This is a genomic window from Rhizobium sp. BK060 (assembly GCF_014193145.1).
GTDB lineage: Bacteria > Pseudomonadota > Alphaproteobacteria > Rhizobiales > Rhizobiaceae > Rhizobium.
On the sequence record NZ_JACHYW010000018.1, the window covers coordinates 77,412 to 101,418 of the forward strand.

The 24,007-nt window shown below is 61.1% G+C and carries 21 protein-coding genes, 1 pseudogene and 1 riboswitch; of the genes and pseudogenes, 18 read left to right on the forward strand and 4 right to left on the reverse strand.

Annotation, left to right across the window (positions count from 1 at the left end):
* Positions 1–65 precede the first annotated feature (65 nt).
* Together FHT71_RS20070 and FHT71_RS31855 are read left to right on the forward strand one after the other, a co-directional pair.
* The gene (locus tag FHT71_RS20070) at positions 66–1,007 is read left to right on the forward strand and encodes a LysR family transcriptional regulator (RefSeq protein WP_183721624.1); all 942 of its coding nucleotides are present in this window, start codon (positions 66–68) and stop codon (positions 1,005–1,007) included.
* 93 nt (positions 1,008–1,100) lie between these two features.
* Complete coding sequence (locus tag FHT71_RS31855) at positions 1,101–1,256, forward strand: entericidin A/B family lipoprotein (RefSeq protein ID WP_007788385.1); 156 nt, start codon at positions 1,101–1,103, stop codon at positions 1,254–1,256.
* 7 nt (positions 1,257–1,263) lie between these two features.
* On the opposite strand, the gene FHT71_RS20075 is transcribed toward FHT71_RS31855, so the two are convergent.
* Both FHT71_RS20075 and FHT71_RS20080 read right to left on the reverse strand, forming a co-directional pair.
* The gene (locus FHT71_RS20075) at positions 1,264–1,611 is read right to left on the reverse strand and encodes a hypothetical protein (protein WP_132592842.1); all 348 of its coding nucleotides are present in this window, start codon (positions 1,609–1,611) and stop codon (positions 1,264–1,266) included.
* A gap of 147 nt (positions 1,612–1,758) precedes the next feature.
* Positions 1,759–2,757 (reverse strand): glycine betaine ABC transporter substrate-binding protein, encoded by a 999-nt coding sequence (locus tag FHT71_RS20080; RefSeq protein WP_007788383.1) that lies wholly within the window; start codon positions 2,755–2,757, stop codon positions 1,759–1,761.
* A 567-nt stretch (positions 2,758–3,324) separates the two neighbouring features.
* Here FHT71_RS20080 and FHT71_RS20085 point away from each other — a divergent pair.
* On the forward strand, positions 3,325–4,779 hold the full coding sequence (locus FHT71_RS20085; protein WP_132592844.1) for a cobyric acid synthase: 1,455 nt from the start codon (positions 3,325–3,327) through the stop codon (positions 4,777–4,779).
* Here the strand turns inward: FHT71_RS20085 and FHT71_RS20090 are convergent.
* Positions 4,776–6,566 (reverse strand): chloride channel protein, encoded by a 1,791-nt coding sequence (locus FHT71_RS20090; RefSeq protein WP_007788381.1) that lies wholly within the window; start codon positions 6,564–6,566, stop codon positions 4,776–4,778. The genes FHT71_RS20085 and FHT71_RS20090 overlap by 4 nt on opposite strands.
* 247 nt (positions 6,567–6,813) lie before the next feature.
* Positions 6,814–7,210, forward strand: a riboswitch (cobalamin riboswitch).
* Between the two features lie 128 nt (positions 7,211–7,338).
* Between FHT71_RS20090 and cobU the strand changes: the two genes are divergently transcribed.
* From cobU to FHT71_RS20115, 5 genes and pseudogenes are all read left to right on the forward strand, one after another.
* Positions 7,339–7,863 carry a bifunctional adenosylcobinamide kinase/adenosylcobinamide-phosphate guanylyltransferase gene (gene cobU / locus FHT71_RS20095; RefSeq protein ID WP_007788380.1) on the forward strand — a complete coding sequence of 175 codons (525 nt, stop codon included), beginning with the start codon at positions 7,339–7,341 and terminating at the stop codon, positions 7,861–7,863.
* Between the two features lie 5 nt (positions 7,864–7,868).
* Complete coding sequence (cobW, locus tag FHT71_RS20100) at positions 7,869–8,918, forward strand: cobalamin biosynthesis protein CobW (protein ID WP_132592846.1); 1,050 nt, start codon at positions 7,869–7,871, stop codon at positions 8,916–8,918.
* Between the two features lie 9 nt (positions 8,919–8,927).
* The gene (gene cobN / locus FHT71_RS20105; RefSeq protein WP_183721626.1) at positions 8,928–12,695 is read left to right on the forward strand and encodes a cobaltochelatase subunit CobN; all 3,768 of its coding nucleotides are present in this window, start codon (positions 8,928–8,930) and stop codon (positions 12,693–12,695) included.
* Between the two features lies 1 nt (position 12,696).
* Positions 12,697–13,329, forward strand: coding sequence for a cob(I)yrinic acid a,c-diamide adenosyltransferase (cobO, locus tag FHT71_RS20110; protein WP_007788375.1), 633 nt, complete (start codon positions 12,697–12,699; stop codon positions 13,327–13,329).
* Positions 13,326–13,693: pseudogene (locus tag FHT71_RS20115) on the forward strand (EamA family transporter); the annotation flags it as partial. The gene cobO and the pseudogene FHT71_RS20115, both read left to right, overlap by 4 nt.
* A gap of 164 nt (positions 13,694–13,857) precedes the next feature.
* Here FHT71_RS20115 and FHT71_RS20120 read toward each other — a convergent pair.
* Positions 13,858–14,643: a TSUP family transporter gene (locus FHT71_RS20120; protein ID WP_132592850.1), complete on the reverse strand. Its 786-nt coding sequence runs from the start codon at positions 14,641–14,643 to the stop codon at positions 13,858–13,860.
* Between the two features lie 99 nt (positions 14,644–14,742).
* Here FHT71_RS20120 and FHT71_RS20125 point away from each other — a divergent pair, with 99 nt between their 5' ends.
* From FHT71_RS20125 to FHT71_RS20170, 10 genes are all read left to right on the forward strand, one after another.
* Complete coding sequence (locus FHT71_RS20125) at positions 14,743–15,162, forward strand: cobalamin biosynthesis protein (RefSeq protein ID WP_132592852.1); 420 nt, start codon at positions 14,743–14,745, stop codon at positions 15,160–15,162.
* Between the two features lie 74 nt (positions 15,163–15,236).
* Entirely contained in the window at positions 15,237–16,187 is a 951-nt protein-coding gene (locus FHT71_RS20130) for a nucleoside hydrolase (RefSeq protein ID WP_132592854.1), read from the forward strand.
* Between the two features lie 151 nt (positions 16,188–16,338).
* Positions 16,339–17,181, forward strand: a complete 843-nt coding sequence (gene cobA, locus FHT71_RS20135) for a uroporphyrinogen-III C-methyltransferase (RefSeq protein WP_183721659.1) — start codon at positions 16,339–16,341, stop codon at positions 17,179–17,181.
* Entirely contained in the window at positions 17,178–18,485 is a 1,308-nt protein-coding gene (locus FHT71_RS20140; RefSeq protein ID WP_132592856.1) for a cobyrinate a,c-diamide synthase, read from the forward strand. Before cobA ends, FHT71_RS20140 begins: the two co-directional genes overlap by 4 nt.
* Positions 18,482–19,483, forward strand: a complete 1,002-nt coding sequence (gene cobD / locus FHT71_RS20145; RefSeq protein WP_132592858.1) for a threonine-phosphate decarboxylase CobD — start codon at positions 18,482–18,484, stop codon at positions 19,481–19,483. Before FHT71_RS20140 ends, cobD begins: the two co-directional genes overlap by 4 nt.
* On the forward strand, positions 19,480–20,460 hold the full coding sequence (gene cbiB, locus FHT71_RS20150) for an adenosylcobinamide-phosphate synthase CbiB (RefSeq protein WP_132592860.1): 981 nt from the start codon (positions 19,480–19,482) through the stop codon (positions 20,458–20,460). The genes cobD and cbiB overlap by 4 nt, the downstream gene beginning before the upstream one ends.
* Before the next feature lie 171 nt (positions 20,461–20,631).
* A complete protein-coding gene (locus tag FHT71_RS20155; RefSeq protein ID WP_007533215.1) occupies positions 20,632–20,910 on the forward strand; it encodes an acyl carrier protein in 279 nt (92 codons plus the stop codon).
* A 114-nt stretch (positions 20,911–21,024) separates the two neighbouring features.
* Positions 21,025–21,507: a 3-hydroxyacyl-ACP dehydratase FabZ family protein gene (locus FHT71_RS20160; protein WP_007788358.1), complete on the forward strand. Its 483-nt coding sequence runs from the start codon at positions 21,025–21,027 to the stop codon at positions 21,505–21,507.
* Positions 21,504–22,700 (forward strand): beta-ketoacyl-ACP synthase, encoded by a 1,197-nt coding sequence (locus FHT71_RS20165; RefSeq protein WP_183721629.1) that lies wholly within the window; start codon positions 21,504–21,506, stop codon positions 22,698–22,700. Before FHT71_RS20160 ends, FHT71_RS20165 begins: the two co-directional genes overlap by 4 nt.
* An 11-nt stretch (positions 22,701–22,711) precedes the next feature.
* Positions 22,712–23,998, forward strand: a complete 1,287-nt coding sequence (locus FHT71_RS20170; protein WP_183721632.1) for a beta-ketoacyl-ACP synthase — start codon at positions 22,712–22,714, stop codon at positions 23,996–23,998.
* Positions 23,999–24,007: the final 9 nt, after the last annotated feature.

The following is a 24,007-nucleotide window of genomic DNA, read 5'->3' on the forward strand; positions in this document are numbered from 1 at the left end:
TCCTTTCATCAGTACTCGCCGCTACGAAGGAAGGATATTGTCGGGTTGACTTTCAATCAAACAAAATGATATGGAATTCAAATTCAGAAAAATTGAAAGATGTGACGATGAGCATTCCCTTTCGCCGTCCCATTCCCTTGCTTGATAACGACGTGCTGCGCACCTTCGTTGCCATAGCAGAGACCGGCAATTTTTCCACTGCCGCGGAAGCCGTCTACCGGACACCGTCGGCGGTCTCCATGCAGATCAAGAAGCTGGAGGAGCAACTCGGCGCTACGCTTTTCCTGCGGGATGCGCGGTCCGTCAGCCTGACCCAGCATGGTGAGGTGCTGCTGTCTTATGCGCGCAACATTCTCGCTTTGTCCAACGAGGCGGTTTCGCGGTTCATCATGCCCGAACTAAGCGGCGTGGTGCGGCTCGGTGCGCCGGAGGATATCGGGGAACGACTGCTGCCGCGTATCCTGAAAAGCTTCGCTGAGAGTTTCCCGAGCATTATGGTCGACGTTACCATCGACATGAGCATCGGCCTCAAGAAGCGCATTGAAGAGCAACGCCTGGACCTGGCGCTGATCAATTGCGCGACGCGTCCACTGCCGACTGACGGCGAGATCGTATTTCGCGAGCGGCTGGTGTGGGCTGGCGCCAAGTGCGGTACGGCGCATCGCCGCGATCCGCTGCCGATCTCGATCTGGGAAGATGGCTGCATCTGGCGCTCGGAGGCACTGTCGCAACTTGAGCGCATGAAGCGCGGTTATCGTGTCGCTTTTCTCAGCGGCCACACGATGGCGCAACGGGCAGCTGTGGTTTCCGACCTGGCAATCGCGCCGCTGCCGCGTTCCTATGTCACCGATGAGATGGCGATCCTCGGACTGCAGGAAGGATTGCCCGAGCTTGGTTCCTTCGACATCAGGCTGCTCACCGCATCGCAGATGAACAGCCCGATGCGGGCTGTGGCCGAAAGTATCCGCTTTGCCTTTGCCGAAAAAGCAAAAGCCGTTGCTGCTTGACAACTAAGCGGGGACCTCTTTTCTTCCTCCGGGGTTTAACGCGCGTGGCGGGAGTCGCCCGCGCCCGGACGATTGAGAAGGAAGGATTTCATAATGACGACAATGGCTAAGATCGGCTCCGCCCTCGCAATACTGCTCGTGCTTTCTTCGTGCGGAAACACGATTCGCGGCATCGGTCGCGACACGGCAAATGCCGTAAACGCGACTCAGGATGCAGGTCGTTCGGTCGGTCGCGCGGCCACGAGGTAATACGGCGTCAGATCGCTGCCGGCGGGTAGGCCTTTTCCAGCCCGCCGGAACGCGAAAGCCCGGTCCGGAAAGCTGCATAGACGGGATGCTGGCTTGATTTCGCGGCCTCCATGAGGCGTATCTGCAGGCGAACGGGTGCTGCCTCGCCAATCCATTTCCCAAGGTGATCGAGTTTCAATGTGTTCAGGAACGATGCGCTCGCGGCGTTGTCCAGGTGGCGGTGGAGGCCATCGATGAGGTTCTCATCCTGTGCCGCGTTTTCCATCAGCAGGACAATGTAGGCTTTCTCCTGTTCACCGAAGCTCGCAAACTTTGAGGCGATCGTGTCTCGGTCTGGAAATGGAGCAGGTGTCATCTCTATTCTCCTGGTCTGGGCAAACGCGACTTTGCACGATTCGGGCACAAGCAGTCGCTGCTTATAGGAAAACCACAACGCCACAGGGAAGACGTTCTCGTCGCGCGTTCACTCTCATGCGCGGATCTATCGTCCGGCGGGCTCGCCTTAAAGCCCGGCCTTGACCTTCTGGGCGACATCGGCAGGAACCCATTTGGTCCACAGGGCGGCATAGTTCTGGAGGAAATAGATCGTGGCCTCCTCGTTGCTCTTGTGGTTCTCATCCTGCCAGGCAAGCACTTCGTTGATCGTCGTGTTGTCCCATGAGCGGACCTTGAGATAATCCATCGCCGACCCGGCCCGATCGGCGAAGCCCTTGGTCACGATCGTGTAGGCCCTGGAGACTGGGTAGGAGTTCACCTGCGGTCGAGCGCAGCCAGGGACCGATGTGCAGCTGTCCCATTCTGCCTTGTTATGACCGACGCCGAAGCTGAGGAGAGTCATGTCGTATTTGCCGAGGATGGCTGTCGGGGCCCAATAGTAGCCAAGCCAACCGGTCTTTTTCTGGAATGCGGCTGCGATGGAATCATCAAGTTCCTGCGGGCTGCTGGTTTCGACAAGCTGAAACCCGTTCTTGTCGGCTCCCAGCGCGCGGAACAGATTTGACGTCGATATCTGGCAACTCCAGCCGACGGGACAACTATAGACCGCGCCCTGCGATGAATTGCCCGGTGCCGGGAAAAGTTCGGGATGCTTGAGTGCGTCCTCTACGCTGCGGATCTCCGGATTGGCATCGGCGATGAATTTCGGTATCCACCAGCCCTCGACGGCGCCCTCCGAGAGGATTTCGGCCGCCTGGATCAACTTGCCCTCCTTGACTGCGCTATCGAGTTCGGTGCGCACTGAATTAATCCAGAACTCGGACGCGATATCCGGCTCACCTTTTCCGTTCATCGAGAGGAAAGTCGGCATCGTGTCACCCGGGACGATCTTGACCGAGCAGCCGTAACCCTTCTCGAGAATGAACTTATCGAAGTTGGCGGCAATACCGGCCGAGGCCCATTTCATTTCAGCGATGGCGACGTTGCCGCATTCGGCAGCCTGCGCGGTAGCGGCGGCTGCACAAACTCCTGCGGCGAGCAGGATTGACGTGCAGAGAAATCTCATCTTGCGTTCCCATTCTTGCTGCAGCGGCCACAACCTAGGCGTTCCACACCTCGCGGAGGTCCTCGTGCTGTTGTCCGGGCTTTTGCGGTGGCGCTCGTCTTGGCGCCTTGGAAGGCAGCCTACGCGTTCGGTTGCGGAAATCAATTGTCTTCTGTGCTTGAGGCGTGAAGTCTAAACATCTGATTTAATATCGTTAATGCTAGTCTCACCAAAAGATTACCGCGAGCGTTCAGAGATTGTGTTGGTAGACTTGGCAGCGGCGCCTCGATCGAGAAGAAAAGTCAGAAAATGCCAAAATTCATCTTTGCTTAAGGGCTTGCTAACCCTCCGGTAATAATGTGGCGCTATCTGTTGTTGCGTAGCGGGGGACACCGCTGCTTCTCCGGATCAGGTAGTGCGTCCCGGGGAACGTGAGCTTCGCCGTGTGTGGGCGAATGCGCCAGCGTATTTCGGCAGGCCGCGCAACCTTCAACGGTTGACGCGGCCTTCGCATTTTCGGCGCCTGCGATTGACCGCAACCTTGACGTCGTTGTAGGCCGAGGCGAATTTCTCCGGAGTTCTGCGACAATGACCAAGGCCATCATGCTCCAGGGTACCGGCTCCGACGTCGGCAAGACCGTTCTTGTTGCGGGGCTTTGCCGGCTTGCTGCCAATCGCGGCCTTTCGGTCCGTCCCTTCAAGCCCCAGAACATGTCAAACAATGCCGCTGTCGCTGATGACGGTGGTGAGATCGGCCGTGCGCAATGGCTGCAGTCGCTCGCTGCGCGGGTACCGTCCTCCGTGCACATGAATCCTGTGTTGCTCAAGCCGCAATCCGAATACGGCAGCCAGATCATCGTCCACGGCAAGGTCTGGGGGCAGGCCAAAGGGCGGGACTATCAAAAACTCAAGCCCGCACTCCTCGACTACGTGATGCAGAGCTTTTCCGAAGTTTCGATCAGAGCAGATCTTGTCATTGTGGAAGGCGCCGGCTCGCCTGCCGAAATCAATCTCAGGGCCGGCGATATCGCCAATATGGGATTTGCGGCACGCGCCGGCGTGCCCGTCGTCCTGGTGGGCGATATCGATCGGGGCGGCGTGATCGCTTCGCTGGTCGGCACGCATACGATCCTATCCGGGGAAGACCGGGCAATGATATCCGGCTACATCATCAACAAGTTCCGCGGCGACGTTTCGCTGTTCGATGCAGGGATCGATGCTGTACGGGATCATACCGGGTGGCCATGCTTCGGTGTGGTGCCGTGGCTCAAATACGCTTCGCAATTGCCGGCCGAGGACTCGGTGGCGCTGGAGCGCCTGGCACGAGGCGGTACGGCTGCGCTGAGGATTGCCGTACCGGTGTTTTCCCGCATCGCGAATTTCGACGATCTGGATCCGCTGGCTGCGGAGCCGGATGTCGAGTTGGTTTTTGTCCGCCCCGGCGAGCGGCTGCCGTCGGACGCCCGTCTGGTCATCCTGCCCGGTTCGAAGTCGACGATATCGGATCTGGCGGATATGCGCACGCAAGGTTGGGATGCCGATCTCCTGGCCCATGTGAAACGGGGTGGCCGGGTCATCGGCATTTGCGGCGGCTATCAGATGCTCGGACGTAAGGTCCGCGACCCCTTGGGCATCGAGGGAGATGCGGTGGAGACTACCGGTCTCGGCCTACTGGATGTCGAGACGATGATGGCACCGGAAAAGACGGTGCGGAACAGCGTCGCCGTGACGGTGGAAGACGGCGCGCCGCTTGCAGGCTATCAGATCCACCTCGGCATCACCGTCGGAGAGGATTGCGGCCGGCCGTTCGCGATCATCGATGGAAAGCCGGACGGTGCAGTATCCGCAGACGGCCGGATTGCCGGCACATATCTGCACGGGCTCTTCACGAGTGACATTTATCGTTCCCATTTGCTGCGGAGTCTCGGTCTTTCGGGCGAAGCGAACGATTACCGTGCGGGTGTCGAAAAGGCCCTTGACGACATTGCGGCCGAGTTGGAAGCCTGTCTTGACCGGCGCTGGCTCGACAAGCTCTTCGGCTAGATCTCGCCAGATATTTCGCGGCGGCGGCGATCTAGTTCTTCGCTATAGCGGCGGAGCGTATAGGCCTCGCTCAGTTGCCCGACAACCTTGCGCTCAATCAGATTGTTGACGACGGCCAGCGCTTCGCTTTCGGTCTTGTCGAAGATGGCGGCTGCCTGCTTGGCGTTCATCTGCGGCTGCAGGAAATCGTTCTTGTAGCGGATGAATTCGCTGAGATCCTTGCCGGTGTCGTCGGTGTCGGTCAGGTTCGCGTAAATATCGGGAACGAGCACCAGGCCGCTATATTTGCCCGTGTCGTCCACCAGGACGACGCGCTGCGCCGAACCAATGGGGAAGCGCTCCTTGAACTCGTCGATCGAGAGCGTGGCGTTGGCGGTCTTCACATCGGCGCGCATCAGCCGGCCGACCGTCAGGTTGCGAATCCAGCCGACATCGTGGGCGCTGCGAATGCTCTCGCCGCGCAGGTGGAAGCGCCATGTTGCGAAGGAGTAGCCGAAGGTGCTGCGCACGACGAGTGAGGACGTGATGACGGCCGCAAGGACAAGCGCGGTGATTGGAAAGTCGCCGGTGATCTCCAGCGCCAGGAACGTCATCGTCAGGGGGCCGCCAATAACGGCGACTGCGAGCGAACTCATGCCGACGACCGCGTAGATGACGGGTGTCAGCGTCGCGTGGGCGAAATAGGGTGCGGAATAGGCAAATAGCTTGCCGAGCAACGCCCCCATGAACAGCGACGCGAAGAAGAGGCCGCCTCTGAAACCCGAGCCGATCGAGATCGCGGAGGCGAAGGCTTTGAGGAGAAGCAACCCAATGAGGACCGGAATAGCGACATCGCGCCCGAGATTGAGGTGCAGCGCTCCGTGTCCCGCTGACAGGACCTGCGGCGTGATAAGGGCCAGCAGACCGACGACGATGCCGCCAAGGGCGGGGCGCAGCGGCGTTGCGATGGAACTCCGGCGCGCCAGTTCCTCGATCGAGGCGACGCCCTGCATGATGAGAATGCCAACGCCCGCGCAGACGGCACCGAGTAGCAGAGCCGGGACATAGTCCGCCGGCATGACCGAGCCGAATTCGCCAACATCGATCAGGAAATCGCTGCCGGCCAGCAGCCGCGCAACCTGGGTCGCGACCAGTGCGGAAACGACAACGGGCGTCAGCGAGACGATGGTGTATGTGCCAATGATGAGCTCGAAGGCATAGAAGGCGCCGGTCAGCGGCGCATTGAAGGCCGCGGCAATCGCACCGGCCGCGCCGCATCCGACGAGAACGCGCAGGTCCGACCGGCGAAGCTGCAACTTCAGGCCAAGCTTCGAGGCCAGACCGGCCGCCAACTGTGTGTAGCCGGCTTCCAGGCCCACCGAAGCGCCGAATCCGTTCGAAATAAGGTTCTGGACGGCCACCAGAATGCTGTCGGTGAGCGATAGCCGACCGCCATGCAGAGCGTTTGCCTCGATCGGGTCCACCATCGGCTTCTTACGGGTCTTGGCGAGGATGAACAGCAAAAGACCGAGCAGGATGCCGCCGCAAACCGGTGCCGTCAGTAGCAGGAACTTGTTATCGATCTGCGAGGAGCTCAGCCTCTCGACGTCGCTGATTCCGAAGATCAGCCTGTGCATTGCACGGGAGGCCAGGCTCATGCCTGTCACAGCCAGCCCGGAGATCACCCCGACGATCGCGCCGGCGATAACCATCCCCATTTCGCTCCGCCGCAGCAGAGCGCGCATCCGCCCGATATCGAGGAGGGTGTGAAACGGGCCGAAGCGGCGGATATCGACTTTCAGGAGCATGGCAGAGAAACTAGGCGGGCGCTGGTGCGGTCAAGTGCGGTGAGGGGAAGGGCAATCAGTGGCGCGACCCGCTTGCGATGCAATTGCGGCAAAAGACCGGCGCTGGCAACAATTATTTGTGACGTAAGCCACTGATAAAAGACGATAAATATGGTAGAGAAGGTCGTCTTGACCGCGGCCCGAGGCATGCAATGTCGTTGTCGTGAGTGATGGCTCACGATTGACTTCGCCAGTGGCCTTGCCTAACGATGACTTCATAACGGATGGTTCCGGACCGGTTGAATCGGTACGGATGAAAAGGGAATGTGAAGCGGTGGACCCAATCCGGGCACCGTCATCATAGCCGACCCCGCGACTGTAGAGCGGTCAGGGTTTTCCGTCCGGCGTTGGTTCCCCGTGGTTGACGGTCTGCAATAGTGCAGGCGGGCGGCGCGGAAGCGGCGACGGAAAAGTCACTGGCAGTGCATCATGATCAACCGGGGCTGGACGCCTCTTACGTCTACGAATCGTCCGCCTTTTCATGAAATGCAGCCGGGAAGGCGAGGAAGATCCGCTAGCACGATCTGGGCGACCGGTTTCCGGTCTGCCCCGATCGCGGCTAAAATCCGCGAGCCAGGAGACCTGCCAATCGTGCCGGGCGAACAGCCCATTCCTGGGTGATGCCCGCTGCCAGCACGGAGGTTGTCATGGCTGAAAGAGAGATTTTCCGGCTGCGTTTTGCAGCCGCTCCGGCTTCTCGCGGAAGACTTCCGCAGATCGGACAGTACTTTCCATGAGCCCGATATCATCCGGCGCGACCTTCGTCTTGGGCGGTGCGCGCTCTGGAAAATCACGTTTTGCCGAGCAGTTGGTCGTTTCGACCGGTCTGGAGCGCCATTATGTGGCAACGGGCCGGGCTTGGGACGACGAGATGCGCGTCCGGATCGACAAGCACAAAGCCGATCGTGGCCATCTGTGGCATACCCAGGAAGAACCGCTCGATCTTGTCGGATGCCTGCGGGCGATCGACGGCGAGGGGCGGGCGATCCTTGTCGATTGCCTGACGCTTTGGGTCACCAATCTGATGATGGAGCAGCGCGACATTGGGGCAGAGTTCGCCTCGCTTGCCGCGTACGTGCCTACGGCGCGTGCGCGCCTCGTCATCGTTTCCAATGAGGTCGGTCTGGGCATCGTTCCGGAAAACCGCATGGCGCGGGAATTCCGGGATCATGCCGGCCGCTTGCATCAAATGATCGCGGCTGAAGCCGCGGATGTGTATTTTATCGCGGCAGGTCTGCCGCTGAAGATGAAGGGTTGAATTTCATGAACCAGCAGAAAATCCCGGCGACCGTGATCACCGGCTTTCTCGGCGCCGGCAAGACGACGATGATCCGCAATCTGCTTTCCAATACGAACGGCAAGAAGATCGCGCTGATTATCAACGAGTTCGGCGATCTCGGCGTCGACGGCGAGGTGCTCAGGGGCTGCGGCGCCGAAAACTGCACCGAGGACGATATCATCGAGCTCACCAATGGCTGCATCTGCTGCACGGTTGCCGACGACTTCATTCCGACGATGACGAAGCTTTTGGAACGCGAACAGCGCCCCGACCACATCGTCATCGAAACCTCCGGCCTCGCGCTGCCCCAGCCGCTCGTTGCCGCCTTCAACTGGCCCGACATCCGCACGCAGGTCACCGTCGATGGCGTGGTCACCGTCGTCGATAGCGCCGCCGTTGCCGCCGGGCGCTTTGCCGACGATCACGATGCCGTCGAGGCCCGCCGCGTGGAGGACGAGTCGCTCGACCACGAAAGCCCGATCGAGGAGCTTTTCGAGGATCAACTGACCTGCGCCGATCTGATCGTGCTCAACAAGACCGATCTTCTCGATGCGGCAGGCCTCGGTCGCGTGCGCGACGAGGTCGCTTCCCGTGTTGCCCGCAAGCCTGTCATGATCGAGGCACGCAATGGCGAGGTTCCGGCGAGCGTGCTGCTCGGGCTCGGCGTCGGTACCGAAGACGATGTAGTCAACCGCAAGTCCCATCATGAACTCGAGCACCAGGACGGCGTAACGCACGACCACGACGAGTTCGACAGCTTTGTCGTGGAACTCGGCCCCGTTGCCGATCCTGCCGCCTTCGTGGGCGCGTTGAAGTCGATCATCGGCCAGCATGACGTGCTGCGCCTCAAGGGATTCGTCCATGTTCCTGGCAAGCCGATGCGCCTGCAAGTCCAGGCGGTTGGAACCCGCATCGACCACTATTTCGATCGCGCCTGGGCGCCCGGCGAAGCGCGCGGTACCCGCCTGGTCGTCATCGGCCTGCACGAGATGGACGAAGCGGCGGTGCGCAAGGCGATAGAAGCGCTGGCATAAGGCAGACCAATGCATCTGCTCCTGGCACAGCAGGGAACGATAAGTGACGGCGAGGAGGCGATCGATCTCGGTCAGTCTCCCGGTGATGTCCTCTTTTTGTCGGCGGCCGACACCGAGCTTGCTGCAGTGGCGGCCGCGTATGACGAGGCGGCCGCTGGCTTCGGGCTGCGGCTGGCAAGCCTGATGAGCTTGAAGCATCCGATGTCGGTCGACGCCTATATCAAGCGGACGGCCCGGCATGCGAAGCTGATCGTCGTCAGGGCGTTGGGTGGCGCAAGCTATTTCCACTATGCACTCGAGGCGCTTCATGCGGCGGCAGCGCGCCATGGCGCGCTTATCGCCGTACTGCCGGGAGATTCGAAGCCGGACGCAGGTTTGACGCCGTTTTCGAATGTTCCGCTTGAAGACTTAAATGCCCTCTGGGCCTATCTCATCGAAGGTGGCGACGCCAATTCACGTGCGTTTCTCGCTTATGCCGGCGCGGTGCTATCAGGCGCTGAAAAGCCCGAAGCGGCATCGCCGCTGATGAAGGCCGGGATCTGGTGGCCGGGCAAGGGCGTCGTCGGTGTCGAGGAGTGGAAAGCGGCATGCGATGGGCGGCTTCGATTCCTGCAAGGGGCGTCGCATTCGCCTGTCGTTGCAGTCAGCTTTTATCGGGCGCTCGTGCAGAGCGGCGAGACCAGGCCTGTCGAAGCCTTGATCGATACGCTGCTGGCCGAAGGCATCCGGCCGCTGCCGGTGTTTGCCTATAGTCTCAAGGACCCCGTCTCGAAGGGCATTCTCGAAAGTGTCTTTGACCTCATCAAACCCGAAGTGGTGATCAACACGACTGGCTTTGCCGTATCTGCGCCGGGCGCGGATCGTGAACCGACCGTGTTGGAAGCCAACGACGCGGTCGTGCTTCAGGCGATCTTTTCGGCGTCGTCGCGTCAGGCCTGGGCCACCTCCTCGCAGGGCCTCACCGCGCGCGATCTTGGAATGAATGTTGCGCTGCCTGAAGTGGACGGACGGGTGCTTGCCCGCGCGGTCTCCTTCAAATCCGCGGCTCGCTACGATGCGAGGGTCGAGGCCAACATTGTCGGCAGCGAGCCCGATATCGAGCGGATGCACTATACGGCCCGGCTTGCTGCCAGCTGGGCGACGCTGCGCACGACATCTGCCGGCGACCGGCGCATTGCGCTTGTCATGGCCAACTATCCAAACCGCGATGGCAGACTCGGCAATGGCGTCGGGCTGGACACGCCTGCCGGCACCGTCGAGGCGCTGAAGGCGATGCGTGCCGCCGGTTATCGAGTGGCGGATGTGCCGGATGATGGCGAAGCGCTGATCCGGCGGCTTATGGAAGGCCCGACAAATTCCGGCACGGATGGGAAGCTTGTCCGCGAAGTGCTTTCCTTGAGTCGTTACAAAGCTTTCTTCGCAAGTCTTCCCAAAACGATTCAGGATGAAATCGGTGCGCGCTGGGGTGCGCCCGAGACCGATCCCTATGTGCTGAACGGCGCTTTTGCGCTGCCGTTCATGCGGCTTGGGGAGGTGCTGGTCGGCATCCAGCCGGCGCGGGGCTACAACATCGATCCGAAGGAAAGCTATCATTCGCCGGATCTTGTGCCGCCGCACGGCTATCTTGCCTTCTACGCTTTCCTTCGCCACGAGTTCGGCGCGCACGCCGTCATCCACATGGGCAAGCACGGCAATCTCGAGTGGCTGCCGGGCAAGGCGCTGGCGCTCTCCGAGGAATGCTATCCGGAAGCCATCCTCGGCCCGATGCCGCATCTCTATCCCTTCATCGTCAATGATCCCGGCGAGGGAACTCAGGCGAAGCGTCGCGCTGGCGCCGTGATCATCGACCATCTGACACCGCCGCTGACACGTGCCGAGACCTACGGGCCGCTGAAGGATCTGGAGGCGCTGGTCGACGAATACTACGAGGCGTCAGGTGGCGATCCGCGCCGCATTCGGCTTCTCGGCAACCAGATTCTCGACCTCGTGGCGGACATAGGTCTCGACCGCGATGCCGGTATCAACAAAGGCGAGAGCGAAACCGAAGCGCTGAAGAAGCTCGATGCCTATCTCTGCGACCTCAAGGAGATGCAGATTCGCGATGGCCTGCATGTGTTCGGCGTCTCGCCTCAGGGCCGATTGCTGACCGATCTGACGGTGTCATTGGCTCGGGTCCCGCGGGGCCTCGGCCAGGACGGCGACCGCAGCCTCCAGCGGGCGATTGCCGCAGATATCGGCCTGGATTTCGACCCTCTCGACTGCGACATGGCCGAGCCTTGGGCCGGGCCGCTTCTGGATAGTCTTGCTGATACCACAGACGCGATCTGGCGAACGAACGGCGATACTGTCGAGCGGATCGAACTGCTTGCGGCAAGGCTGGTCGCAGGCGAGTTCGCTTGCCCGGAGGATTGGGGGGCCACACGCGCCGTGCTTGCGGAGATCGAAATGCGGCTCAAGCCCGCCATTTTGGCCTGCGGGGCTGCCGAGATCGAAGGTCTGCTCCGGGGGCTCGACGGCCGTTTCGTGGCGCCCGGGCCGTCGGGTGCGCCGACGCGAGGACGCCCGGATGTACTGCCGACTGGGCGAAACTTTTACTCGCTCGACAGCCGCGCGGTTCCGACGCCGGCCGCTTACGAGCTAGGGAGGAAGTCCGCCGAATTGCTGATCCGCCGCTATGTGCAGGATCACGGCGAATGGCCGGTGTCCTTCGGCCTGACCGCCTGGGGCACTTCGAACATGCGCACCGGCGGCGATGATATTGCACAGGCTCTGGCCCTGATCGGCGTGAAGCCGGTCTGGGACATGACCTCGCGGCGCGTCACCGGCTACGAAGTCATTCCGCCGGCGCTGCTGCGCCGCCCGCGTGTCGACGTGACGTTGCGCATTTCCGGCTTTTTCCGAGATGCCTTTCCCGAACAGATCGCGCTGTTCGACAAGGCCATCCGTGCGGTCGGCGCGCTCGACGAGGATGCGGTGGACAATCCGATTGCCGAGCGCATGCGCGGCGAGGCGGCGCGGCTCGAGGCTGCCGGTCTGGACGCGACGCAAGCGGGTCGTCGCGCCGGCTATCGTATCTTCGGCTCAAAGCCGGGGGCCTACGGCGCCGGCTTACAGGCATTGATCGATGAAAAGGGATGGGAGCGTCGCGCCGATCTGGCCGAAGCCTATCTCGTGTGGGGTAGCTATGCTTACGGTGCCGGCGAAGAGGGCCGGGCGGAGCGTGGCGTCTTCGAAGAGCGCCTGCGCTCGATCCAGGCTGTCGTCCAGAACCAGGACAATCGCGAGCACGACCTTCTGGACAGCGACGACTACTACCAGTTCGAGGGCGGGATGGCGGCTGCAGCCGAAATGCTGGCGGGCGATCGGCCATCGATCTACCACAACGATCATTCGAGGCCGGAAAAGCCGGTCATCCGATCGTTGGAAGAGGAGATCGGGCGTGTTGTGCGTGGCCGCGTGGTTAATCCGAAGTGGATCGATGGCGTTATTCGCCATGGCTACAAAGGAGCCTTTGAGATCGCTGCGACTGTCGATTATCTTTTCGCCTTTGCCGCGACGACGGGAGCGGTGGCCAATCATCATTTCGAAGCCGTCTATCAGGCCTTCGTGGTCGATCCGAAGGTGCGCGATTTCATGGTCGAGAAAAACCCTGCCGCCTTCGACGACATGAAGGAGCGACTGCTCGAGGCCATCGATCGGCACCTTTGGACGCCGCGAAGCAATTCGGCGCGGTTCGATCTTTCAGACACATTCAAGCTTGCATCCGGGGAAAATTGAGATGACTGCCGAAACCACTGAGCCGACTGGCCACGACGACGCACGCCACGCCGAGAAGATGGCGAAGAAGAAAGCCGCCCGCGACAAGATCATGGCCTCAAAGACCGATGAGAAGGGTCTCATCATCGTCCATACCGGGAAAGGCAAGGGCAAGTCCTCCTCGGCGTTCGGAATGATCTTCCGCCATATCGCGCATGGAAAGCCCTCCGCTGTCGTGCAGTTCATCAAGGGCGCGATGTGGACCGGCGAGCGCGACCTGATCGAGAAGCACTTCTCCGACATCTGCCAGTTCCATACCATGGGCGAGGGCTTCACCTGGGAGACCCAGGATCGCGCTCGCGACGTGGCTGCCGCCGGTGCCGCCTGGGAGAAGGCGAAGGAGCTGATCCGCGACGAGCGCAACTCGATGGTGCTGCTCGACGAGATCAATATCGCGTTGCGCTACGACTACCTCGATATCAACGAGGTGGTGGAGTTCCTGAAGAACGAGAAGCCGTATATGACTCATGTCGTCCTGACCGGGCGCAACGCCAAGGACGAGCTGATCGAGATCGCCGATCTCGTTACCGAGATGGAGCTGATCAAGCATCCGTTCCGCTCGGGCATCAAGGGGCAGCCGGGCGTGGAGTTCTGATTTTCTGGGCGGTGCTTTCGGCGACCTTTGCAGCGTTGACTGCGATCTTCGCCAAGATCGGCGTCGCTGGCATCAGTTCCGATCTCGCCAGCCTGATCCGCACCGTGGTCATCGTTGTCATCATCAGGGCCATTGTCGCCGCAATCGGACAATGGCAGCCTTTCTCCAGCATTTCAGGCAAGACATGGCTGTTCCTCTGCCTTTCGGGGGCGGTGACCGGAGCCTCGTGGCTTGCCTATTTCCGCGCATTGAAGATTGGTGACGCCGCTCGCGTCGCCCCGATCGACAAGCTTTCGATTGTTCTCGTCGCGGTTTTCGTGTCGTCTTTCTCGGTGAGAAGCTCAACCTCATGAACTGGCTCGGCTGCGGGTCGCGTCCGTCTTGTTCCAGATTGCGATGTAGCGTTCGGCATCGATGGTTGCATTGGTCATCGATCATCTCCTGTTGGCGCCCGGTCTATCCAGGCATCGCGATCATGGAGAGGCGACGCGGCTCCCTCAATTACGTGGGAGGTAATCGAGGAAAATGTCAGATCTCCAGCCAGAGTCGGATCGGATTGGCAGGATCGGAGAGAAGCTTGATCGTGAAGGCGACGCAGACGAGGACGAGCAGCGGCTTGATCAAACGGGCGCCAGTCCGCATCGCAAGCCGCGAGCCGAGCTGCGCCCCCAGGAACTGGCAGACGCCCATCATTAGGCCGATTTTCCAAAGGATTGCACCGAAGGAAACGAAGATGATGAGGGCGCCTACATTCGAGCCGAAATTCAAGAGCTTGGTGTGCGCCGTTGCCTTCAGCATACCGAAACCGGCAAGAGACACGAAGGACAGCATGAAGAAGGAGCCGGTGCCGGGACCAAAGACACCGTCGTAAAATCCTATGGCCGGCACCAGCGTCAGGCCGAAGACGAAAGGCGTCATGCGGCGATGTTTGTCGACGTCGTTCAGATTTGGCTTCAACGCAAAATATAGCGCGATTGCCACCAGAAGGACCGGCATGATCGCCCGCAGTACGTCACCAGGCACGATCGTCGCCAATGCGGCGCCGAGAGCGCCGCCGAGGACCGCCATCAGCGCCATCGGTAGCTGCGTGCGCAGATGAACATGCCCCTTTCGGGCATAGGCGATCGTCGCGGAGGCTGCGCCGAATACCGACTGCACCTTGTTGGTGCCGAGTGTTTGGAGCGGTGGAATACCCGCGATCAGCATTGCCGGGACCGTGATCAGGCCTCCGCCGCCGGCTATGGAATCGACAAATCCAGCGAGGAAGCCGGCTGCGGCCAGCATGAAGAGCAGATTGGGGGCAAGATCGGACAAGGAGGGAAGCTCTGGAATGTGGTACGCGGCGCATGTTGCATTTCCCGCCCCATGCTGCAATGGCTTGAGGGACACAAGGGGCAGGTTTCATTGTCGCACATGACTGGAATTGGATTCGATAAAACGCGCCGGTACGTGATCGGCCTCGGCTGCGAGCGCGGGACGCCGGAGGGTGAGGTTCAGGAGCTTGCCATTGCGGCGTTGGCGGCGGCGGGCATCGACGCTGGCACGCTGGCGGCCGTCGCATCGATCGATACGCGGAGCAATGAATCCGCGATCCTTGGAGTAGCGCGCCACCTTGGCGTACCGCTCTTGTTCTTCGCTGCCGCGCGGCTCGAGGAAGAGACGTCGCGGCTGAAAAATCCTTCGGTGATCGTCTTCGCTCGGGTGGGGTGTCACGGCGTCGCCGAATCGGCCGCGTTGGCCGCGATTGGAACGCATGCGGAGCTCGTTGTCCCGAAGATCAAGTCGCGACGCGCCACTGCAGCGATTGCGTGTGCCCTGTTGCAGAAAGATTAGCGGACGCTATGGTGGCCGCCGACTTCGCGGCGCCGTCCGGCTGCCCTGCGACAATAACGAAAAGAGGCACACTCATGCACAAGGTCATTTATGACACGGATCCGGGCGTCGATGATGCAATGGCGCTGCTTTTCCTGCACCGTCATCCCGAAATCGATCTGATTGGAATCACGACTGTCTTCGGCAACGCATCGGTGGAGACGACGACGCGCAACGCGCTGTTCCTGAAGCGCGAATGGGATATTTCTGCTCCCGTCGCCAAGGGGGCGAGCGTGACGATCGATCCGGAGCGTAGGGAGGGGGCGTGGCCGACCGTCGTGCATGGCGAGAACGGCCTCGGCAACATCGAGGTGCCCGAAACGGTCGGTCTGCCGCTCGATCCGCGTCCTGCGCACCGCTTCATCATCGATACCGTCCGCGCCAATCCGGGCGAGGTTCGGCTGGTTGCCGTCGGTCGCATGACCAACCTGGCGATGGCGCTCAAGGAGGATCCGGAGATTGCCGGTCTCGTCAAGGACGTCGTCATCATGGGTGGCAACTTCTATGTTCCGGGCAACGTGTCGCCGGTCGCAGAAGCCAACATCCATGGCGATCCGGAAGCGGCCGACATCGTCCTCACCGCGCCTTGTAAGGTTTCCATCATTGGCCTCGACGTGACTGCGATCACGACGATGAGCCGCAGCTACCTCGCCGAGGTTGCGGCCAGGGGCGACAGCGCCGTAAAGCTGCTGAATGATCTTTCGCAGGACTATATCGATTTCTACAAGCACGCCGTCGAGGACGGCATGATGGTTCACGACAGCTGCGCTTGCGTCTACGTCGTCGCACCCGAGCTGTTCTCGACCATCCGCGGTCCGGTGCGCGTGGTTTGCGGCGGGATTGCCGATGGACAGACGATCGTGAAACCGGACGGCCGCCGGTTCCCGCCAGGCAATTGGGATGGCCTGCCGAGCCAGATCGTCTGCACCGGCATCGACTCCGAAAAGGTGATCGATCTCATACGCGATACACTTCTGCGCGCGTGAGAACTTGTGCCCGGTCGCGCCACGGCCGAGCGCGGATCTTTGTTGCGTCCGTGGGCCAGCAGAGGGGTTGGAGAGGGTGTGCCTTTCACTTCTTTCTCGTGGCCCGATCAGCGGCGTTGACCTTGCCACCGGCGGAGCATAGATCATGCCAATGATCGAAGCTGCGTTTTCACATCTGCCGGCTCTTGAGCCGGGCAGCGTCTGGCTTGTTGGTGCAGGTCCGGGCGAGCCCGGATTGCTGACGCTCCTTGCAGCCAAGGGTCTGGCAGAGGCGGACGTGGTGGTTCACGATGCGCTGGTGAACGCCGACTGCCTGAAGCTCGCGCGGCCCGATGCCCTGCTGGAATATGCCGGAAAGCGTGGTGGCAAGCCGTCCGCCAAGCAGCGGGACATTTCGTTGCGGCTTGTCGAACTCGCTCGTGCCGGAAAGCGCGTCCTGCGTCTCAAGGGCGGCGATCCTTTTGTCTTCGGACGTGGCGGCGAGGAAGCGTTGACGCTGGTCGAGCACAATGTTCCGTTTCGCATCGTTCCGGGCATCACCGCCGGCATCGGCGGATTGGCCTATGCCGGCATTCCGGTCACGCACCGGGATGTCAACCATGCGGTGACATTCCTCACGGGGCATGACGCTTCGGGCATCGTGCCGAATGCCATCAATTGGGAAGCCATTGGCAAAGCCTCGCCTGTAATCGTCATGTATATGGCGATGAAACATATCGCGCAGATCAGCAGGAATCTCATCGCTGCTGGGCGGTCCCCGGAAGAACCGGTCGCCTTCGTCTGCAACGCATCGACGGGCGATCAGCAGGTACTTGAAACGACACTTGGCGAGGCGCCTGCAGCTGTTGCGGCGTCGGGGCTCGAGCCACCGGCGATCGTCGTGGTCGGGGAGGTGGTGCTGCTCAGGCAGTCGCTCGATTGGCTGGGTGCGCTCGCAGGACGCAGGTTGCGCCCTGACCCGTTCCGGGACTCGAACAGTAGGGAGACGGCATGAGCGGTTTGTTGATTGCAGCCCCTTCCTCCGGATCGGGCAAGACGACGGTTACGCTGGGACTTCTGCGCGCGCTTCGCAAGCGCGGTATAGCGATCGCCCCCGGAAAGGCAGGCCCCGACTATATCGACCCTGCCTTTCATTCGGCGGCAAGCGGCGTTGCCTGTCTCAACTTCGATCCTTGGGCGATGCGCCCGGAATTGATCTCCGCCAATGCGACCCTGCATCGCTCCGGTGACCGCATCCTCGTCATCGAGGCAATGATGGGGCTTTTCGACGGTGCGACAGACGGGAAGGGAACCGCAGCGGACCTTGCCGCCATGCTAGGTCTTTCCGTGGTGCTCGTCGTCGACGCCTCGCATATGTCGCAGTCGGTGGCGGCACTGGTGACAGGATTCGCGGGCTTCCGGGCCGATGTACGCATCGCCGGCGTGATCCTCAACAAGGTTGGCGGCGAACGCCATGAGATGATGCTTCGCAAGGCGCTCGAAGCGATCCGCATGCCGATCGTCGCCGTCGTTCGCCGTGACAATGACATTGCTCTTCCCGAAAGGCATCTCGGTCTTGTCCAAGCCGGAGAGCATCAGACGCTCGAGAGTTTCATTGAACATGCGGCTGGTGCCGTATCAAAAGAATGCAATTTCGAATTCCTGTTACGTATTGCTCGCCAGGGGCTCAACCGTCCGTCTCCCGCGAACATTGCCCGGTTGCCGCCGCTCGGCACCAGGATCGCCGTGGCCCGCGACATCGCCTTTGCTTTTTCCTACGAGCACATGCTTCTCGGTTGGCGTCGGCGCGGTGCGGAAATCACCTTTTTCTCACCGCTTGCCGATGAGGCCCCGGATCCGACGGCGGACTCGATCTATCTTCCGGGCGGCTATCCTGAACTGCATCCGGGGCGGATCGCCGCTGCGCGCAATTTCAGGGCAAAGCTTATCGATGCGGCAGGCAAGGGCGTGCGAATCTACGGTGAGTGCGGCGGATACATGGTTCTCGGCGAAGGGCTGGTCGATGGCACCGGCAAGCGTCACGAGATGCTCGGCCTGTTGCCTGTCGTCACGAGTTACGAGGAGCGCAAACGTCACCTTGGCTATCGGCGCGTGAAACCGCTGAGCGCTGCCTACTTCGAACAGTCCATGACGGCACACGAGTTTCATTATTCGGCCGTGGTTTCTGAGGGGGCGGCCGATCGCCTCTTTCAGGTGACGGACGCGTTGGGCAACGACCTCGGGCGAGCGGGCCTCCAGCGTGGGCAGATCGCCGGATCGTACATGCACCTGATCGACCTTGCCGAGGGGACAGGATGAACGCCCCGATCATTCACGGAGGCGGCATCACGGCTGCGGCCGCTATCTACGGCGGCGAGTTGGAGCATTGGCTTGATCTTTCGACGGGGATCAATCCGTGCCCGGTTCCGCTGCCCGATGTCCCGGTACGCGCCTGGCACCGTCTGCCTGACAGAGACCTCATCGATCGAGCGCGCGCCGCGGCGCAGAGCTATTATCGCAGCGGCGACATCCTTCCACTTCCTGTTCCCGGCACGCAATCCGCCATCCAGTTATTGCCGCGGCTCTTTGAGGTTGCCGGGCGGGTCGCAATTCTGGCTCCGACTTACGGTGAGTATGAGCGCGCCTTCAAGATGGCAGGTCATTCTGTTGATCTGATCGCCGGCTTGGATGACGTCAGAGCGGATCACGCAATTGTCGTCATCGTCAATCCGAACAACCCCGATGGTCGTGCCTACGCTCCGGAAAGGCTCGTCGCATTCAGCAAAGAGATGAAGGCCAGGGGAGGTGTTGTCGTTGTGGATGAAGCCTTCGGGGATGCAGGCCCTCAACTGAGCCTGGCACCCTTTGCCTCACGGCTGCCGAATGTTCTCATTTTCCGTTCTTTTGGCAAGTTCTTTGGACTGGCAGGGTTGCGCCTGGGGTTTGCCGTGGCTGTGCAGCCGATCATGAAGCGCATCGAAGAGCTGCTTGGGCCATGGGCGGTGTCAGGTCCGGCGCTTTCGATCGCAACAGACCTTTGCGCATCGGATGTCGCCCCGATACAGCGCCGGCTATCGGAAAGGTCCGGCGCGCTGCACACCGTTCTCAGGCAAGGCAGTCTACGCATCGTCGGGGGGACTGATCTCTTTGCCCTTGTCGACCACGAGCAGGCGGCCAAATTGCACCGGCATTTCTGCCAGCATCATATTCTGGTCCGCAAATTCGATTATGAGCCACGCTGGTTGCGTTTCGGTCTCGCCGCCGATGCGGCTGGCGACCAGCGGCTTTCCGATGCACTGCAGAGTTACACATCATGACGCTTGATCATAACCTTCTCGTGCTGGTTCTGGCCCTTTTGCTGGACAGGGTCGTCGGTGATCCCGATGCTCTCTGGATGCGGCTGCAGCATCCGGTCGTGCTGTTTGGAAACGCGATCTCCCGTGTCGACCAGATGTTCAATCGTGATGAGCTCCACAAGCGTGAACGCCGGCGCAACGGCGTCTGGTCGATCGCCGGTCTCTTGATCCTCAGTGCCGTCGCCGGCATTGTGCTGCATTGGTTCTTCTCGCTGTTCGGTCTGGCCGGGATCCTCTTCGAAGTCATTTGCGTTGCCGTCTTCATGGCGCAGAAGAGCCTTGCCGATCATGTGGAGGCCGTTGCCGCAGGACTGAAAACCGGAGGCATCAGTGGTGGCCGGCTGGCGGTTTCGCGAATCGTAGGGCGTGATCCGGAAACACTCGACGAGCCCGCCGTCTGCCGTGCCGCGATCGAGAGCCTGGCCGAGAATTTCTCAGATGGCGTGGTTGCGCCAGCCCTATGGTACGCCGTTTTCGGCTTGCCCGGCCTCTTCGCCTACAAGATGCTGAACACGGCGGATTCAATGATCGGCCACAAGTCCGACAGATATGCCGATTTCGGCTGGGCTGCGGCGCGACTGGATGACTTCGCCAACTGGCCGGCAGCGCGCTTTTCGATTCTGTTGATCGCTGCCGGAGCCTGGTTGCGTCGGGGGCGCACCGCCTTTCAGGAGGCGATGCGCGTTGCGGCCCGCGACGGCGGCCTGCATCGTTCGCCGAATTCCGGGCGGCCAGAGGCGGCGATGGCCGGGGCTCTGAATGTGCAACTCGCCGGGCCGCGCGTGTATTCCGGGGTTGTCGTCATGGAGCCGATGATCAACGGCGGCGGGCGCGATACCGCAACTGTGGTCGATATCGAAGATGGCGTCTCGGTCTTTTATGCCAGCTGCTCGATCCTCGCTGCCACTGCGCTGGTTCTTTTCCTGGTCCTGCTCTAGGCCCGAACGGGAAGCGTTTGGCTAGCGCGCCGTGGTAAACGCGTCGTCATGCTTTGCTGTTTAGGCAACACTGGTCCTGCAAATTGCGTGCCGAGACGGCGGAAAGCATTGGCTTTTTGAAATGGATTTGCCTATGAGGAGGGTCAAATCGTCATTTCAAGAGGTAAAGGCGTGACCGCTACATTCGATAAAGTTGCCGACATCATTGCAGAAACCAGCGAGATCGATCGTGATACGATCAAGCCGGAGAGCCATACGATTGACGACCTCGGTATCGACAGCCTCGACTTCCTCGATATCGTCTTTGCGATCGACAAGGAATTCGGCATCAAGATCCCGCTCGAGAAGTGGACGCAGGAAGTCAACGAAGGCAAGGTTTCCACGGAAGAATATTTCGTTTTGAAGAACCTCTGTGCCAAGATCGACGAGTTGCGCGCCGCCAAGGCCTGATTGACATCGTCATCTTTTTCTCCGCCCTGCCGCTGTTAACCATGGCGGCCGGGCGGTTTCGTTCCTAAGTAGGTCTAGCCTCAGGGCGAGGTGCCCTTGTGGCCGGAGGATTCGATGCTACTGGAATACTTCCAGATGATTGACCGCATCGAGGCGGTCGACCTTCATAACGGGACGCTCAAGGCACGCTCGATCGTGCCGGCGAAAAGCCCGGTCTTCGAAGGTCATTTTCCCGGTATGCCGCTGGTTCCCGGCGTGCTGCTGATCGAAACGATGGCGCAGGCATCCGGCATGCTCGTGCTGGCGGCAACTGATTTTGCTGCAATGCCGTTCCTGATGTCCGTCGACGGCGCCAAGATGCGTACCTTCGTCGAACCGGAGGCGGTGCTGGATATCGAGGCATTTCTCGAGCACGACGGCTCTGGATTTGCGGTAACCAAGGCGAAGATCACAAGCGGCGGCAAGAAGGTTTGCGACGCGCAGCTGAAGCTGCGGACCCTGCCTTTCAGCGAGGTTCCGCTCGGGGATATCGTCAAGAAGCGGGCCGGCGAAGTTGGCCTGATGGATGCGATCGCTGCGCAGGGAGTGAATGGATGAGCAAGGCTCACAATGATGTCGTGATCACGGGCGTCGGCATTGTAACGTGTCAGGGCGTCGGCAAGGAGCCGCATATCGCGCTGCTCAATGCCGAAGGTGCGCCGCAGACAGTGGTCGAGCTTGAGAAGTTCAAGCCGTATCCGGTTCATCCGCTTCCGGAGATCGACTGGTCGCAGCAGATCGCCAAACGAGGCGATCAACGGCAGATGGAAAACTGGCAGCGCATCGGTGTTTTCGCAGCCGGCCTTGCCCTCGACGACGCCGGCTTCAAGGACGATGCGGAAGCCTGCGGCTCCATGGATATGATCGTCGCGGCTGGCGGCGGTGAGCGCGACATCAACGTCGATACGCTGATCGTCGACGAGGGCCTGAAGCGCAACGACCGTGAGGTTCTCCTGAACGAGAAGCTGACGACGGAGCTCCGTCCGACGCTCTTTCTGGCGCAGCTGTCCAACCTGCTTGCCGGCAACATTTCCATCGTCCACAAGGTAACGGGCTCTTCGCGAACCTTCATGGGTGAGGAATCTGCTGGCATTTCTGCGGTTGAAACGGCCTTCTATCGCATCAAGTCGGGTGAATCGACGCATGCCCTGGTTGGCGGAGCCTTCTCGGCGGAGCGTCTGGACATGGTGCTCTTGTTCGAAGCGATCAACGTCCACAGCCGCAACGAATGGCAGCCGCTCTGGTCGCGCGATCAGGGCGGTGTCATTTCCGGTTCCCTCGGCGCATTCCTCGTTCTGGAGTCGCGCGCCCATGCTGAGGCACGCGGCGCGCATATCTACGCGTCGATGTCCTCCATCGAAGGCGATCGCGGCAATCGCAATCCCGGCAGTCTCGAGAAGCGCCTCGAGCGATTGCTGGAAGCCGCAGTCGACGTTTCGCCGGAAAGCACGGCGATCTTCTCCGGCTCGACAGGCATTCCCGACTTGGCGGAGCGCGAAAAGGCCGTTCTCGAACGTCATCTGCCAGGCGCGGCTATCCGCGGTTTCGGCGGTGTGACCGGCCATGGACTTGAGGCGCATTTCACGCTCGGTCTGGCGCTGGCGGCATTGGCGGTGGACAGTAAGGCAAAGGTCCCGGTCTTCGACCCGATCCACGAAAGGCCGATGGGCGCCGCGACCAAGGCAGCCATCGTTACGACAGTCGGTCACCAGCGCGGCGAAGGCGTCGCGGTTCTTTCCGCGGAAGCGTGAGGAGTGTGCAAATGAAAGATTCGGCTTACAAGGATCACCTCGGCCGCCCGATCGTCGCAGTGACGGGTGTCGGTATCATTACCTCGCTGGGGCAGGGCCTGAAGGACAACTGGTCGGCACTGACGGCCGGTACCTCAGGCATTCATGCGATCAATCGCTTTCCGACCGAGGGGCTTTCGACCCGCATCGCTGGCACCGTCGATTTCATCGACGTTCCGGTCGCAAACGCCGTCGAACGCTCCTATGCGTTCGCCCGGGAAACCACGATCGAAGCGCTCGCCGATGCTGGCATCAGCAGTGATTTTGATGGACCGCTGTTCCTGGCTGCGCCGCCGATCGAACCGGAATGGAGTGCGCGTTTCGAACTCGCAGACCGTTCGCCGCCGGCCGACCACGCCGGAGACGCCTATGACCGGTTCCTCGCTGCCATGCGCCAGCGGCCGGATGCTGCTTTCCACGAGGCATCGCTGTTTGGTGCAATATCCGAACGCCTTGCTGATCGCTTCGGCACGCGCGGCCTGCCGGTGACGCTATCGACCGCCTGCGCATCGGGCGCGACTGCGATCCAGCTCGGCATCGAAGCAATCCGCCAGGGCCGCACGTCGCGGGCGCTTGCTGTGGCGACCGACGGCTCGGTAAGCGCAGAGGCACTCATCCGCTTCTCGCTGCTTTCGGCTCTCTCCACACAGAACGATCCGCCGACCAAGGCCTCCAAGCCGTTCAGCAAGGATCGCGACGGCTTCGTTATCGCCGAAGGTGCCGCTACCCTGGTGCTGGAATCGCTCGAGGCGGCTGTTGCGCGGGGCGCGAAAGTTCTCGGCATCATGAAGGGCGCTGGCGAAAAGGCTGACTCCTTCCATCGTACCCGTTCATCTCCGGATGGCGGACCGGCGATCGCGACGATCCGGGCCGCGTTGGCCGATGCCGGCATGGGAGAGGGCGATATTGGCTACATCAACGCCCACGGCACCTCGACGCCTGAGAACGACAAGATGGAATATGCCTCCATGCTGGCCGTGTTCGGCGAGCGGATGGCATCCATTCCATTGTCGTCGAACAAATCGATGATCGGCCACACGCTGACGGCCGCCGGCGCGGTGGAAGCGGTGTTCTCGCTGCAGACGATGCTGACCGGCACGCTGCCACCGACGATCAACTACACCAACCCCGATCCCTCGATCGTTATCGACGTGGTGCCGAACAAGAAGCGGGAGAGCCAGGTCAGTGCCGTGCTTTCCAATTCCTTCGGCTTCGGCGGGCAGAACGCCAGCCTTGTCATGGCGCTCGAACCGGCTTAAGCGGTTCCG